The organism is Campylobacter concisus (genome assembly GCF_902460705.1).
In the GTDB taxonomy this organism is placed as follows: Bacteria; Campylobacterota; Campylobacteria; order Campylobacterales; family Campylobacteraceae; genus Campylobacter_A; species Campylobacter_A concisus_Z.
Window position 1 is genome coordinate 138,813 of sequence record NZ_CABPUP010000005.1, and the last position, 14,634, is coordinate 153,446.

Annotated in this window: 15 protein-coding genes; 3 read left to right on the forward strand and 12 right to left on the reverse strand. The window is 36.1% G+C overall.

Translation table 11 applies throughout. The annotated features are described in order from the left end of the window. Positions 1-140: 140 nt before the first annotated feature. The 8 genes from F3G75_RS08275 to F3G75_RS08310 form a co-directional block, all read right to left on the reverse strand. A complete protein-coding gene (locus tag F3G75_RS08275) occupies positions 141-1,355 on the reverse strand; it encodes an ATP-binding protein (protein ID WP_149717209.1) in 1,215 nt (404 codons plus the stop codon). A gap of 95 nt (positions 1,356-1,450) precedes the next feature. Further along, positions 1,451-2,488: an RAMP superfamily CRISPR-associated protein gene (locus F3G75_RS08280; protein ID WP_149717210.1), complete on the reverse strand. Its 1,038-nt coding sequence runs from the start codon at positions 2,486-2,488 to the stop codon at positions 1,451-1,453. Further along, positions 2,481-3,365: a type III-A CRISPR-associated RAMP protein Csm4 gene (gene csm4, locus F3G75_RS08285; protein ID WP_149717211.1), complete on the reverse strand. Its 885-nt coding sequence runs from the start codon at positions 3,363-3,365 to the stop codon at positions 2,481-2,483. Before csm4 ends, F3G75_RS08280 begins: the two co-directional genes overlap by 8 nt. Next, complete coding sequence (gene csm3, locus F3G75_RS08290; RefSeq protein WP_149717212.1) at positions 3,365-4,003, reverse strand: type III-A CRISPR-associated RAMP protein Csm3; 639 nt, start codon at positions 4,001-4,003, stop codon at positions 3,365-3,367. The genes csm4 and csm3 overlap by 1 nt, the downstream gene beginning before the upstream one ends. A 9-nt stretch (positions 4,004-4,012) precedes the next feature. Further along, positions 4,013-4,423, reverse strand: a complete 411-nt coding sequence (gene csm2, locus F3G75_RS08295; RefSeq protein WP_103641905.1) for a type III-A CRISPR-associated protein Csm2 — start codon at positions 4,421-4,423, stop codon at positions 4,013-4,015. Continuing rightward, complete coding sequence (gene cas10 / locus F3G75_RS08300; RefSeq protein WP_149717213.1) at positions 4,420-5,937, reverse strand: type III-A CRISPR-associated protein Cas10/Csm1; 1,518 nt, start codon at positions 5,935-5,937, stop codon at positions 4,420-4,422. Before cas10 ends, csm2 begins: the two co-directional genes overlap by 4 nt. Next, positions 5,924-6,760, reverse strand: coding sequence for a CRISPR system precrRNA processing endoribonuclease RAMP protein Cas6 (gene cas6 / locus F3G75_RS08305; protein ID WP_149717214.1), 837 nt, complete (start codon positions 6,758-6,760; stop codon positions 5,924-5,926). The genes cas10 and cas6 overlap by 14 nt, the downstream gene beginning before the upstream one ends. Further along, positions 6,741-6,950, reverse strand: coding sequence for a hypothetical protein (locus tag F3G75_RS08310; protein WP_149717215.1), 210 nt, complete (start codon positions 6,948-6,950; stop codon positions 6,741-6,743). The genes cas6 and F3G75_RS08310 overlap by 20 nt, the downstream gene beginning before the upstream one ends. 714 nt (positions 6,951-7,664) lie before the next feature. Between F3G75_RS08310 and cas1 the strand changes: the two genes are divergently transcribed. The 3 genes from cas1 (at position 7,665) to F3G75_RS08325 (ending at position 11,084) form a co-directional block, all read left to right on the forward strand. Continuing rightward, positions 7,665-8,618 (forward strand): CRISPR-associated endonuclease Cas1, encoded by a 954-nt coding sequence (gene cas1, locus F3G75_RS08315; protein ID WP_223154457.1) that lies wholly within the window; start codon positions 7,665-7,667, stop codon positions 8,616-8,618. Continuing rightward, entirely contained in the window at positions 8,618-8,893 is a 276-nt protein-coding gene (gene cas2 / locus F3G75_RS08320) for a CRISPR-associated endonuclease Cas2 (RefSeq protein ID WP_149717217.1), read from the forward strand. Before cas1 ends, cas2 begins: the two co-directional genes overlap by 1 nt. A 1,231-nt stretch (positions 8,894-10,124) precedes the next feature. Next, the gene (locus tag F3G75_RS08325) at positions 10,125-11,084 is read left to right on the forward strand and encodes a helix-turn-helix transcriptional regulator (RefSeq protein WP_149717218.1); all 960 of its coding nucleotides are present in this window, start codon (positions 10,125-10,127) and stop codon (positions 11,082-11,084) included. Here F3G75_RS08325 and F3G75_RS08330 read toward each other — a convergent pair whose 3' ends face one another. The 4 genes from F3G75_RS08330 to csx20 form a co-directional block, all read right to left on the reverse strand. Further along, complete coding sequence (locus F3G75_RS08330; protein WP_149717219.1) at positions 11,085-11,768, reverse strand: macro domain-containing protein; 684 nt, start codon at positions 11,766-11,768, stop codon at positions 11,085-11,087. A gap of 8 nt (positions 11,769-11,776) precedes the next feature. After that, positions 11,777-12,397: a DUF4433 domain-containing protein gene (locus F3G75_RS08335; RefSeq protein ID WP_188115409.1), complete on the reverse strand. Its 621-nt coding sequence runs from the start codon at positions 12,395-12,397 to the stop codon at positions 11,777-11,779. A 69-nt stretch (positions 12,398-12,466) separates the two neighbouring features. After that, entirely contained in the window at positions 12,467-13,789 is a 1,323-nt protein-coding gene (locus F3G75_RS08340) for a CRISPR-associated DxTHG motif protein (protein WP_149717221.1), read from the reverse strand. A gap of 86 nt (positions 13,790-13,875) precedes the next feature. Further along, positions 13,876-14,250 (reverse strand): CRISPR-associated protein Csx20, encoded by a 375-nt coding sequence (gene csx20, locus F3G75_RS08345; RefSeq protein ID WP_149717222.1) that lies wholly within the window; start codon positions 14,248-14,250, stop codon positions 13,876-13,878. Positions 14,251-14,634 lie beyond the last annotated feature (384 nt).

The following is a 14,634-nucleotide window of genomic DNA, read 5'->3' on the forward strand; positions in this document are numbered from 1 at the left end:
ACTACGAATTTCAAGCGTAAGTACTTTTGTAAAGTACTTGCTTGCTATAACCTTTCTTAGTAAAAAACGTTTGGTTTTTCTTTATGCATGAACAAGCAAGTTTCAACCTTTTTATAATCGCTCTTTACTATGGCCATCTCTCACCCCATAAATCCAAACGGCAAGGCAAACATATCATCATCTAGCTTCATAGCCGTATCTCCAGCATAAAAAACTATGCCCTTGTCAAATTTACTTTGCAAATTCTCTTTTAGATGGTAGATATGTTTAAAGTCATCTTTGCTGATTGTTTTTGAGGACTTGACCTCTATGGCTATGAGTTTACCTGATATCTCAAGTATAAAGTCTATCTCTTTTTGATCGCTCGTTCTATAATAATATATATTTGCTCTTTTTTTGCTACTTGTATTTGCCTTTAGTAGTTCATCAAATACAAACGTCTCATATATGGCACCTTTATATGAAGAATTTGCAAGCTCTTGCGCTGAAGAAATTTGAAGTAAGTGCGTTAGCACCCCAGTATCTGTAGCAAAAATTTTAGGTGTTTTTATGAGCCTTTTTAGAGCGTTGTTAAAGTATGGCTGAAGCTTTTGGATCTGATAGGTATGCTCAAGCACGCTAAAATAGCTATCAAAGGTCTTGTTATCAAGCCCAGACTCTAAACATAGCTCGTTTTTGTTAAAGATGTTGCCGCTTCTTAGCATACATAGGCGGTACATAGTGATAAATTTATCCATATTTCTGATGTTGCCTATCTCTTTGGCGTCTGATTCTATATATGTTCTTATATATGAGCTAAACCAGAGATATTTTGATTTCTCTGAGCTTATCTTTGTGATCTCTGGGTAGCCGCCGTTTATGATCTTCTCAGATAAGCCGTCGTTGTCATATTTTCTAAACACCAGATGGCCTATATCGCTACTTAAAATATCTATCAAATTTTCATCACTATGACTTAACTCTTTTTGAGAAAGCGGATAGAGTTCCACTATGCCTATCCTACCAGCAAGTGAGTCTGATATATCTTTAAAGCCTTTTAAATTTGCAGAGCCAGTTAGTATAAACTGACCGTTTGTTCTATCTTTATCTATGAATTCTTTTATGGCTAGAAGCAGTATAGGCACTCTTTGTATCTCATCTATCACGATAGGCTTCTTGCAGTGCTCTATAAAGCCTTTAGGGTCGTTTCTTGCGGATTCATAGATATTTATATCATCAAGTGTTATGTAATTTGGTATATCTAAATTTAAAGCAAGGGTTGATTTGCCAACCTGCCTAGCTCCGCTTATCAAAAGCACAGGAAAGCTTTTCATATACTCTTTTATCTCATCAGCTATGGCTCGTTTGATATACATAGTATTTTATCCTTAAATATTTAGGAGTATAATACTACAATATATATAAATTTACAAGGATGGTTTGGTTAAGTTCGTCACATTGTTAAAAAAGATCAATCCTGTTCTAAGATTTCACAAAGCAGCCAACCAAACGGCTGTTTATTGATAAGCCAAGCCGTAGTCTCCTCCTCTTGGATAGATGGTTTTCCTTTGCCCTTCATGATTTTTATCCTTCTCGCGCCATCTACCGTAACGGCTCTTGCGCCACTATGTTTACCGACCCTCAATAAAAATTGATTGCCTGCAAGTTTAAAATTCTCATATTTTTCAATAAATTTATCAGATAGAGCTTCTCGAGTAAATTCGTCCGTTTCATAGCTAAACTGAGAGGCAAATATTGGCAAATAGTGAGAGTTGCAAGCTTTTATTAGCTCTTCTATACCAAATTTATTATTTTTTATCGTAAATGTTGTTTTAAACTCGCTTTTTGAGTTGATCGCCTCGTATCTTACCGGTATGCCTTTGCTTTCATTTTGGTCTCTTGAGACTCTGTTTCTTTTTATATTTGTAGCAACAGAAGCAAAAGTATGTGACTCTATCACCTCGCTATCAGCCACTAAAAAATCACTAAAATACTCTTTTGTATCATAACTTTTGCTCTTTTTATAAAGCATTTCACCAAAGGCCGTAGCTATAGCACCCTTTAGTGAGCTTCCTGGGATTATGGCTTTTTTAAAATTTGGAGATGTAAACGTCTTTTCGACAACTAGTTGGTTTATAACTTTTTTGCCGCCACCTTCTCTCTGAACGACTTTGCCTATTTTGTCGTTATAATCTTCTGCAACGTTTTTTAGCGCCTGTATTTTATGATAAGACACTTTTCTTGCCAAAGAGCTTTTCTCTTTTATAAATTTCTGCAGCTTCAATATACCATCGCCGGTAGTGTCTGAGGCTATTTTCATAAATTCATCTTTAGCCTTATCATCAAGTCTTTTAAAAAACTCAAATTCATCAAAAACATACATATAGTATTTATCGTCCACGCCTTTGTCTATGACGTAATTCATCGGCTCATAGGCCTCTCCAGTACCTATATGTATCGGGCTTATAGGCTTTAGTTTGATTTTATAGTTTTTAGTTTCATCACGCATTTTTTATCTCCGTAGCTATTAGTATGCTATATCCTTGGTGTACCGTATTTGCGTTTGTAGAGTGTCCGCTTATGGCCTTTCCTATATACTTTTTTTCGCAAATTTCATCAAATACCACCACGCTACCACTATCAGCCATTAGGATCGGACTTTTAAAGGGATTTACGCTTGCAAGCGCTCCGCCGTGTTTGCCAAATCTCGTAAAAGGCTCATAGTAAAATTCTTTTAAGTTTTCATCGTCTATTACGACCGGACTAAGCGTCATAAAAGCATTTGAGCTCTTTTTTACGGATATTTTTTCAAATGCGCTATACTCAAACGCTCCTTTACCTATGCTAGCTCTCTTGCCGTAGCCGCTTTTAGATATAAGCCTAAACGCCCCTTCTAGCTCTTTTAGCTCAAATTTATCATCTAACAAAAAGTAGATATCTTGCTTACTAAATTTCATCTCCATTAAAGCATAAGGCGCAAATTTACCGCTGTCATCTGTTGTAAATGTGAGATAATTTATGGAATTTTTGATCGTAGCTGTCTTTTTAAGCTCGTAGCTGATCTCGTAGCTTGTTTTAGCATTTTTGAAATTTCCGCTTTGCAGATCCTCCATACTAAGCCAAATTTTCTTTCTATTTTCTTTTTTTAGCTCCAAATTTTCGCCCAAAAGATGACTTGGAATGCAGGGCTTTGACACATATCCGCTAGCAAAACCATCAGATACTATCAAAAATGGCTTTTTGTCGTAGTCACTTAGTAACTCATTTAGCCTATCTTCCCCGAGCACATATCTGATCGCCCAGCAAATTTGTCCAAACAAAGTATCGCCCTTTAGTGGCGTTGTAAAATTTGACTTGGGTGTTATGGTAGTTTTATAAAGCGTCATTATTCCCACCTTAAATTTTCAAATTCAACCCTTCCGTAACCTCTTGAGCCGCTACCGCCTAGATAGTCGTTTTGTATTAGCTTGAGTCCGCTCTCAACCATCTCTTTTAGCTCGTTTTCGTTGTCGTTATAAGGCTCTTTTTCATCAAAAACTTTTAGTCTGATAACAAGGTCAAATTTCACTCCAGCTGGCACACGCTCAATCTGGCGAGGATGCTCGGCAGTTCCGCTTTCCCTATTGATCACGTTTTCATATTTTGCTTCGCTTAGTTTTAGCCCTTCGCTCTCTTTAGACAACAAACAATCCCCAACGCTTATTCTAGTAATACCAAATTTATTCTCTTTATCGCCAAAAATCTTTAGTAAATTTTGTGCCGCTTTTTTATCTGGCTCTGGTACTTTTTCTAAAATTTTAGAGTTAAAGACCTCTCCTTCGCCATATCCAACCAGCCTATTATTCCACTCTAGCAAGCTCCTCATTTTGCCTTTTAGCGAGCTTCCAGGGATGTAAGGCTTATTTGTGTTTATATCTTTTATCACCTGCGAGTCTATGCCGCCTATCTTCATAGTATCATCACCGCCACCTATATGAAGTCCGCTTAAAAGCTCTATTTGTCCCTTTAAAGTTAAAATTTTCATATTCTCTCCTTATTTTTTAGCAAAGCCTATAACGGCCTCAAAAAAGAGTTTAAACACCCTTAGATCATCTTTTGTCTTTACTTGAGCCACACATTTATTTATCATCTCGACAAATTCATCGCTTGAACATTTTCTTGACTTAGAGTAAGCCGCTTTTGAATTTAGCATCTTTACAAATGGCAAAACTTCGCTGAAGTCTTCACTATTTGACTTTTGCTCTAGCTCGATTATATAGTCATAAAATGCTCTTATCTGAGTAGCTTTTGTTCTAGCAGAGACTAGATCAGCGACGCTCTTTGCTGTTTCGTCAAACAAATTTGGATTTTTCTTGTAGTCCAAAACTATCGGCGGTAAAAAGTCAGCTTGCGGTTTATTGCCGGCATTATAGTTGCCACCGCCACTTCTATTGTATCCACTCATCGTTCTCTCCTTTTATATATGTATTCACAAATAGCCATTTTACTCTCCTTTGGATTGTTTTCTATCACATTATTTAGCATAAGAAGTAGCTCATTCATATCACCATCCCCTTGCTTACCCTGCATATTTCTAGTGAAGCTATAACTTAGCTTTGACTTCCAAATTGTATTTCTTACGTCCTCGCATACATTTTTACTCATCTCGCAAAGCTCAAGCAGCCTATACAAAAACGCTGTATTATCTATATTAAATTTCACAAAATCATTTAAAATTTTACTTCTGACGCTTAAGTAGCTATCCCATTTAGCGGTTTCGCCAAAGATAGTGATCGCATCTTTGCCGTCCATCTCTTTTGAGCTCTCCAGCCATTTTTCACTAGTTTGAGCTAGAAAGCTTATCGGCGTAGATGGTTTTGCTAAGATGATGCCAAAAGATATGCTTAAGCCTTTTGTCTTTATAAATTTCATAAATTCTTGCCTTACAAAAAGTGCAAGCTCTATCATTTGATCATAGCTTCCTACTATCAGTAGATCATCGCCGCCGGCAAAAACCGTATAGCTATTTTCAAATTTTTCTTTCATCTTTCGTGGCACGTATAGAGAGAAAAAGTTATTTATCCCCTTTGAAAATGTGTCGAAATTTGCAAAACTTTGTGTCACGTCGCTATTTTTTATGAAATTTCCCATATTATCCACGTCGGCTTTTATCACAGCGATCGCATTATCACCGCGAGATTTTTTAGCCAGATATTCAAAGTCCACTATCTCACCCACCTCTTTTGCGACATATGATCTTATATTTTCCGTTATCTCAAGATCCACATCCATAAAGTCTATGCCTATAGCTTTGCTATTTATCTTTTTGCTATCGCTAGATAGCCTCTCGCCAAGACGCACAAAGGCACTGCAAATTTCGCATTTGTCCTTATCGTGAGCTATCTTTCTTATGTTGCAAATTCTGCAAAGAGTTTGATTTGTTATGCCCTTATCATATGAAAGCACGGGCTCTTGCTCTTTTAAATTTAGCTTTTTAAATTTCTCTAGCTCTACGGCTTTGCTGATCTTATCCCTTAGCTCTTTATATCGCTGTGACTCCGCAAAGTCCACCCTCTCGCACTCCACGCAAGATAGACCAACACCACTAACGCCAAAGAAATTTTTTATAAAATAAGCATTTACAACGCCTTTTATCTCTTTAAAAATAGCTTCGTCGAATTTTGGCGATAGTATCTCAAATTTACCAGCCGTGCATGACAAGATACATTTTTCATCTATGCTAAATTTTTGGCAGATAAATTTAGACAAAACCACCATGAAAAGCTCGCAAAATGCAGACTTTGCCCTTAGTACTTTGGCTGCGTTTTTCGAGCCTAGATTATCAAATATAAATTTTTGTATCCCGTAAAAATCCCCGCCGATCAAAAACATCTTGTCTTGCAATATCTCATCTATATCTTTTGATCCTTGCTCCAAAGCAGCAAACTCATCGCTAAAATAACTGCTAAATTTGCTCATTCATATCCTCCGTTTTTATTTTTCCTAATCCAAAAACAGTTTGCTTTCCTGCGCCTATTATCTCGCCTAGCTTTAGCAGCTCCATGCACTCTTTGCTAACGCCTTTTATCTCCAAGGAGCCTACTAATCCGCCAAAATTCATAGTAGTATTTTGCCTATTACTACGCCTAGTTAGCTCCACGTATTTTAGATCCTTTTTGGTTATCTCACCTTTTACTTCAAACGGCAACGCCTCATGGTCTTGTCCAAAGAGGCCAAGCCTTCTTTGGTAGATGGAGTTTAGTATCTCTTTTAGACTTATATTGTCATTTTTTAAAAAAACATTATCTTTTTTTATCCTTAGCGGTGTTACAAATTTGACCTTAACATCGCCACCATCGCTATCAAAGCTAAATTCTCTCACGTACTCTTTAGGCAGGCTTATTTTATCCTCCACCAAACACACCTCATCATTTACAAACATATCAAATTTATCATACCTGACCCTATCTTTACCAAGACCATATCTCTTTAGCATCATATACGCCGCAGAGGCTATATACGGTAGTTTTTCGCACGCACTTTCTAGCAAAACTATGCCAAAGTCATACACTTTAGCCCCTAGCTCAAAGTCCAGCCTATATCTGTGGTAGCTATTTTTCTTCTCATAAAAGTCGTAGTATAAACAGCTCTCACTTGCAAAGCACTCGTCGCACTTATGGGCGTGATTTATACAGCTTACGCTTTTTAGTGCATACCCAAAGGCTCCTCGCACCTGCGAGCCGATAAAAAATGGCAGCTTTTGTGACGGTTCAAATTTCACTCTAAGCTCGGCGTACCTCATCAAAACTCCTTATCTTCACATAGTCTAAAACCATACCCACCATGCTCTTTTTTAGGCCATTTTTTCTATTTGTTTTAAGTTTGGGGATAAATTTATTAAGATCTGGTAGTTTTATCAGCACTCTAAGACTATCTCTTCTCACCCTTATATAGCGAGAAAAGGTCAAAATCATATTAGTTTCGTTATTCACTTCAACGCTCGATTTTAAAATTGTCTTATTATATATGAATTAAAGGCAAATGTTTATAATTTTTAAATTTTTGTTTAAAAATTATTATTTTTGTATATTTTGCGCACCTTTATCACTCTTGGCTTTAGCTTAAATTTCCATCTTTTTGGCTAAAATTTCAAAAATTTGTGATTTTAAAGCTATTTAAGATAGGTTCTTTTACTTATTATTGTTAAATTTGACCCGTTCTAGGGGATTGAAACATCATTTTCTGCCCTTTGACTACTATGTTATAGTAGCCTCTAATTTAAATAAATTTGACCCGATTTAGGGGATTGAAACTTTAATAAGCCCCTCTTTATTTCTTACTATCATAATGCATTTAAACAAATTTGACCCGATCAAGGGGATTGAAACAGTTTTGTGATCCAGCTTTCTGCACCACTGTCGTTCACATTTAAATAAATTTGACCCGATCAAGGGGACTAATGAAATTTGGTAAAGTATATGTGGTGGCTTATATTGTTATTTGTAAAAATAAATGAGTGGTGCTTATATGCGTTTATTGGATAAATTTAGATAAGAATAGATTGGCTTAGGCTTATGAAGGACTACAATAATGATAGATTTTTGCGATTTGCGTAGATAAATAAAAGCTACGAAAACGAGCCCCGCAAGATAAACCAAAAGAGAAATTTCTACGCCACCAAGATCGCCTCGGATTCTACGCTTCATATCAACCAAATAGGTGTCTATCTAGGCCTTAGCAAAAATAAATTTACCATAAAGCAATACGGCAAAATTTATAAAGAATTTCCCATCTCTAAAATTTCCCGCATCATCGTTGATAGCGAGCATATCTCACTATCTTCTGCAGTGATATGGCGCTGCGCAAGAGAAAAGATCCACATCGATTTCATAGACAAGCACTACGTCCCATACGCTACCTTACTAGCCTACAATAGCACCTCTACACAGACAGCACACAAACAAGCCATGCTCCTCAACACACCAGCCCAGCTATATCTCGCCACCTCTTTTGTTGAGGCAAAGATAAGAAACCAAACCAACTATCTAAAATACCTAAACAAATACCATAAATTTCTAACTCCAAACATCCTAAAACTAGAAAATATCCTGGCTAGAAAGCTAAAATACGTCAAAAATACAAACGAGCTCATGGGATTTGAGGGCTCGGCTACTGCTATTTACTGGGACGGCATAAAGAGCATACTACCGCTAGAATTTGAAAAGCGCATAACATTTGGCGCCAAAGATATCGTAAATTCCTCACTAAATTACGCCTACGCCATACTTTACTCCAAGGTTCAAGAGTGCCTATATCTAGCAGGCCTTAGCCTACATATCTCATTTTTACATGCGCTTGACAGCACAAAGCCGACCCTAGTCTTTGACATGATAGAGCAGTTTAGTACATTTATGGTAGATAGAGTCATCGTCTCGATGTTAAACAAAGACGAACCCATCTCACTAAACAAAGAGGGGCTTCTCACCGACGCTTCTAAAAAGCTAATAGCGCAAAATATGAAAGAAAAACTCGGCAGCTACACTATGTGGAAAAAAGAGTCTTGCAAATGCGAAAACATAATCATGCAAGAGTGCTACGAACTAGCTCGCTTCGTAAACGGCGAGAGCAAAAGCTATAGACCTTTTGTAGGGAAATTCTAATGAAATTTGTAATAGCCTACGATATACAAAGCGATAAAAATCGCAAAAAGCTCTCAGACATCCTTGAAGGCATCGGCTACCGCGTAAATTTTAGCGTCTTTGAGTGTGAGCTCAATGAAGCCAAGCTCAAAAAACTGATAAAGTCCGCCAAAGCTTTGCTAAATATCAAAACAGATAGCTTGAGATTTTACAGACTATGCGAAAACTGCGTGGGAAAAAGCTTTGAGCTATGCGATAAAAAAGGTATCTTTGAGACGCAAGAACTCTTTGTCTAGCTTATGTCGTTCTTAAATTTCTTTTGGATTTTTGATTTGCGAACTTTTTTAGCTGAAATTTGACCCTTTTTAGCTAAAATCTTGCGAAATAGGTTCGCAAATCTAGTTTTTTCAAAATATCTCTCATACATTTGCGAACTTTTAGTTATGCCTAAGTTTAGGATAGCCTATTTTAGGACCTTGCGAAACTTATATACCGCTTAAAGTTCGCAAACCTATAAAATTTGAAATTTTTAAAAGAGATTTGCGAACTTTTTTAAGATGACAAATGCCTAAATTTAGGGGTTCTTTCACTTATCATTGTTAATTTTATGGAGTTAGTATTTTTAAATACCTATACATTTGCGAACTTTTTTGAGCTTTTCACGAATTTTAGGTATCTTTAAAGCCAGTTTCTTAAATAATTTTGCTAATTTTTCCTTTGCAAAAATAGTCTTTTAGGCATTTAAACAAATTTGACCCGCTCTAGGGGATTGAAACGCAATGATCCACTCCATAGTGTCTCCTTTTAATAAAGTTATTTAAACAAATTTGACCCGATCAAGGGGATTGAAACTTTATACCAAAGACAAACATTTCATTTGCTTTTATGTATTTAAACAAATTTGACCCGACTTAGGGGATTGAAACTAACTTATAATATCTCCGGTAAAAGCTATACTAAAAGATTTAAACAAATTTGACCCGATCAAGGGGATTGAAACACTCGTTTGCCTTGTGCTGCTAAGCCTTTCTTAGCATTTAAACAAATTTGACCCGATCAAGGGGACTAATGAAAATGGTAAAGCGTAGGCGCTTTATGTTGTTATTTATAAAAATGAGTAGCGTTTATATGCTTTTGTTGAGTAAATTTAGATAAGAAGATGTGAGATGATAGGTTTTTTGTGATTTGCGTATATAAATAAAAAGCTACTTCAAATTAGCCATGAACCAAAATTCATGGCTTACATAGGCCAACTATTTGGAAGTTGGCTTCATGCGAAATGTGCCCTTAGTCGTTTGGACCTTGGTGTAGCCACCAAAGCTTTGACCCACCTTTTGGTGAGCACGAGTAGATGAGTAAGACCTGCTTGAAGACGATGAAGAAGACTTTGAATAAGAACGTGAATAGCATTTTGCCATTTTAACCCCTTTGTGTTGAATTGTTTTGTTTTGTTGAGTGAATTATAAAGTGGTGTGTGGACATATTGTGTATAATTCTTAATAACTTTAGAATATAAAGGATAAAGCAATGGATGCTCAGACTAGGATACTATGGCTACTTAAAAAGCTAAACCGTGGCGAGATAATCGACACCGCACAAGACGAGCTATGGGTAAATGAAAAAGATGAAACTCCAAGGCTAAACTATAAAACCATACGACGAGACTTTGACGCGATAAAAAGTGTTTTTGGTGAGATAGAGATAAAGCGCACAGAGTCTGGCTGCTATCAAGCGATCAATACAAATTTACTTGATGATCTACTTGATGAGAGAAAGAGAAATGTCTTAAAGATAATCTACACGATGCTTGCCAAAAACTCTCAAAAATTTAACGAAACCAGCAATAAAACGGCTATATCTCAAACTATAAATGAATCATTGGGCGTTTATGACTTTGTCACAAGCCCGATCAAGACAGAGCTAGACAAAAGCGTCATAAAAACACTAGAAGATGCGATACGCTATAGAAAAAAGCTCGCGATTGAGTATACGCCTACAAGCAGATCCAATAGCAAAAAATTTAAAGAGGTGAAGCCATATAAAATTTTGCTAATCAATGAAAATTTATATCTGGCAAATAGCAACAACGAGTATGATTTTTCACTTTTTAGGATAGCTGGGATAGTAAATTTAGAGGTTATCAAGGGCGAAACATTTAATCACGACTATAACATAGATGATTTTATAAAAAACATCCAGACGCCGTTTGCTGTTTTTTCGCATGAGTGGAGAAGCTCGCTCATAGAGGTACTGCTCGAGATCAGCCCGCAAAAAGCCTTTTTGTTTGAGAGAAAAAACTTTTTTCAGTCGCAAAAGATAGTAGAGCACAAGCCAGACGGGGCGATAGTAGTTAGTTATCACTTTAGCGATCTTAAGGAGATAGAGTTTTTTATCATGGAGTTTTTGGGATACGTCAAAATTTTAGCCCCAGTGGAGCTAAAACAAAAGATCATAAAAAAGATAGAAGAAGGTAAAAATTTACTCTAGCTAAAATAATCCTTGAGGCATGCTTTTAACTAGTCTAAAACATGCTTCAAGTGACTTGTCGCCTATGCCCAGAGCTTTTAGTAAAGAGCTTAGCGAGTGATATAGTCCGCTATCTATCGCATCTTTGATGGCTTGAAATCTTATATTTTTTACGCCTAAGGCTTTGGTTTGCCTTTTTAGCTCGTTGATATCAAAATTTAGAGCAAAGTCATCGTATAAATCATCGCTTGCTTTCTCGTCAAATTCCCAAATTTCACACTCTATTTCTAAAGGCTCCAGAAATTCCATCATTAATTTTATAACTTCGTCTTTATCAAGGCCTCCATTTGCTGCGCCAAGAAGCGGAAATGCTATGTGATTAATATTCTTACTTACGTAAGTATTTGTAAATTTTTCAAGACCAGCTTTTATGTAGCTCATTTTTGACGGATCTTTCCAGTGCTTTTTGGTAGGGAAATTTAGCACCTGTCGCCCATCAGCTGCTTTATATAGCCATAGTTTGCCTATTTCTATTTTATTTGGGTTGCCCTCACTGCAAAGCTCAACATATCGCGAGAACATTTCAGGATAGCGCAATCTAAATTCATACGCTATGCCAGCGCCCATTACGCCTACGCAGTTGATAGTGTTTACGATGGTGTCCGCTTTAGTGTTAAATATATTTCCACTTTTTAGTGTTACCATTTTTATCCTTAGAAAAATTTAGCTGAATTAACTATGACGTTGATATTATACATTTTAAGATCGCCAGCTAGCTGCTCTTCTATAGCTTTTTTACTAGCTTGATCTTTAACATATATAGAGCGTATGTAACGGCTATAAACTACATCATTGATCAAAATTTTTGCCATCATTTTTTGTTTGATATCATTGTTTGCAATGCCATTGTTGCACCATCTTGGAGAAAAGACATCATCAAAATTTATAAAATTTGGATCTTGCAAGTCGGGCAAATATCTGCTAAATCTAGCTTCATCCGCAGATGCATTGCGATTTGAGATCAAAAAGCCATCTTGGTGATCTTTGATAACCCGAACGTCAAGTCCTAGAATGATAACGCGAGCATTGTTTCTATTTCTATAGAGCATGGCATTGCGTGGATTAAAATAAAAAGGAACATAGTCGTGAATTTTATGTCCATATATGAACTCAATCTTTTCGCGCCTTGCATTTACCTCTTGGTTGCTGATATCCGCTTGTTTGTAGGCGTTGTAGTGATTTTGCAAGCCATGTAGTAAAATATTTTTTAAGTTGTTAGAGTCTGTCATATGAAAAATTTCGCTCATGCCATCTAAGAAAGTTTGGTTGCTCATTATAACCTCCGTTATTTTTTCGGAGATTATAAGGGGCATTATAGACATATAGTGTCTAAAAATATTAAATTATAGGCTTTCTTGTATATTTATAAAATTCTGATATTTGTCAAATAGCTTTTTTATCTCTTGTTTGATATGGCTAAATTCCTCTTCGCTTATATTGCCATGTGCGAAGTCATTGCGCAGGTCATCTAACTGCTTGTGATATTTGCTCAGTTCGTTGTTTGAACCAAATTTTGTGTTTATAACATCCCTAATCTCTTTTATTTCTTCTTTTGAAAGTTCAAGATACTTTAAATTTTTCATAGTCCTGCCAACAAAGTCGTCATCACTCTCATTCGCCCTAGTTTTTAACGACTGAATAAAGAAATTGCTTATCAGATAATTTTTCCTAACGCCCTTAGTAGAGCATTCATCTAAAATTTTCTTAAAAACAACAGGGATATTTCTTTCAAAAACTCCAACTATATAGCTATTTACACTTTCAAACAATAGCACCAATGACTGCAGCAAATAGCCCTTTTCAAACATATCTTTAGCTAGTTTATACCTAAAAACATAGGCACTATCACTCCAGTCGCATATTTTACTTAGCCCGTCTTTTAAATTCTTAGCTCTTGATATAAGCGCGATATCATCTATCTTATCAAGCTCCTTGATCAGCTCACCATGCGAGCTTTTCAGCTTTGCGATATTTAAGCTTAGTATATTATTTGAAAAATCATTTAAAGCATTTACTAGCGGCTCAAATTTCTTTGTCTTTATGTGCTGCGCTAGAGTATAGTTTTGTGAAAAGGACGCGATCACAAAGGCGATGTTGGCGATATCTAGGTATTGCCTCAGATCTATTATCTCATATAGTTTAAATTTTTCTATCTCTTTTGCAAATAAAATTTGATCTATTTGGGAGACGTTTGAGAAGTTTTGTATGAGCAGATCGACTAGTGCCAGCAAAGGCAGATGACGAAAACCATGCGTCACGTCAAAAACGATCCTACCAACACCGCTTTTTACTAGATCATCTATCGCTCTTTCAAATATCTCAAACAAAGCCTCAAAATTTTTCTCATCTACTATCTTATAATCATCGTTAAAATTTATCTGAAAATCTGCATAGTGCGCCATTACCGCTTCGTTAAATCCCCTAGCATCTGTCGTATATATGGGTACTATGTTTTCAGCACCAAATTTATCTGCCAGCAACGGCAAAGTGTTAAAAAACTCTTGCGATTTATCAGCGCTCTCACCAGCGAAATAATACCTAGCACAACCTTCGGTTTTAATGTTTTCTTTTTGACCTTGTATTCCAAGGATGGTGATAACGGCTGTTTTGTTATTGATCTCTTCACTCTGGTGTGGATTTGCTTTTTTTACTATAGTGATCGGCATTCTATTCCCTTAAATTTAGCAACTTAACAACAGCGATTATCTCGTTTTGCAACTTGCGTTTTACTTAATAAGACAATGGCTAGATCCTACAGATACTCTCTAAATTTCTCGTGCTTAAATTTGCGCTTTATTATCGTTTTCCCGTCTATTACGAGTTCTTGCACCATGCGTTTAGTAGTAGCATAGATGGTCTTTATCCCGATATTTTTAGCGAAATTTATCATATTATACGTAGCGCCAAAGTCCCCTTGCACCAGCAATATATCGCCAGCTTCAGCCTCCAGCACCAACTCCTTTTTATATCTGTTTAAAACATATAGTATATTTTCATCAGATGGGCTAATATTTGACCACGCGTCATCGGCGATATTTATGATATTTTCGACGCCAAAGACCTTTAGAGCTTGACTTTTCTGCTCTTGTGTCAAGCCATGACTTATAAGCACAAACATTTTTTTCATTACTCTTCCTTTTTAAATTTTATCTATACAAAACAAGACAAGATACTATCTGGCTTTTTGGACACAATATGACAAAATAAAATATAAATAGCCTGAGAATTTATAGACTATGTCGCAAACCAGCCATTTTTGAAATGCAAGAGCTCTTTGTCTAGCTTATGTTGTTCTTAAATTTCTTTTGGATTTTTGATTTGCGAACTTTTTTAGCTGAAATTTGACCCTTTTTAGCTAAAATCTCGCGAAATAGGTTCGCAAACCTATAAAATTTGAAATTTTTAAAAGAGATTTGCGAACTTTTTTAAGATGACAAATGCCTAAATTTAGGGGTTCTTTCACTTATCATTGTTAATTTTATGGAGTTAGTATTTTTAAATACCTATACAT

Coding starts and splice junctions, on each gene's coding strand:
- F3G75_RS08275 (WP_149717209.1), bottom strand. CDS start 1,355: ATGTATATCAAACGAGCCATAGCTGATGAGATAAAAGAGTATATGAAA.
- F3G75_RS08280 (WP_149717210.1), bottom strand. CDS start 2,488: ATGCGTGATGAAACTAAAAACTATAAAATCAAACTAAAGCCTATAAGC.
- csm4 (WP_149717211.1), bottom strand. CDS start 3,365: ATGACGCTTTATAAAACTACCATAACACCCAAGTCAAATTTTACAACG.
- csm3 (WP_149717212.1), bottom strand. CDS start 4,003: ATGAAAATTTTAACTTTAAAGGGACAAATAGAGCTTTTAAGCGGACTT.
- csm2 (WP_103641905.1), bottom strand. CDS start 4,423: ATGAGTGGATACAATAGAAGTGGCGGTGGCAACTATAATGCCGGCAAT.
- cas10 (WP_149717213.1), bottom strand. CDS start 5,937: ATGAGCAAATTTAGCAGTTATTTTAGCGATGAGTTTGCTGCTTTGGAG.
- cas6 (WP_149717214.1), bottom strand. CDS start 6,760: ATGAGGTACGCCGAGCTTAGAGTGAAATTTGAACCGTCACAAAAGCTG.
- cas2 (WP_149717217.1), top strand. CDS start 8,618: ATGAAATTTGTAATAGCCTACGATATACAAAGCGATAAAAATCGCAAA.
- F3G75_RS08325 (WP_149717218.1), top strand. CDS start 10,125: ATGGATGCTCAGACTAGGATACTATGGCTACTTAAAAAGCTAAACCGT.
- F3G75_RS08330 (WP_149717219.1), bottom strand. CDS start 11,768: ATGGTAACACTAAAAAGTGGAAATATATTTAACACTAAAGCGGACACC.
- F3G75_RS08335 (WP_188115409.1), bottom strand. CDS start 12,397: ATGAGCAACCAAACTTTCTTAGATGGCATGAGCGAAATTTTTCATATG.
- F3G75_RS08340 (WP_149717221.1), bottom strand. CDS start 13,789: ATGCCGATCACTATAGTAAAAAAAGCAAATCCACACCAGAGTGAAGAG.
- csx20 (WP_149717222.1), bottom strand. CDS start 14,250: ATGAAAAAAATGTTTGTGCTTATAAGTCATGGCTTGACACAAGAGCAG.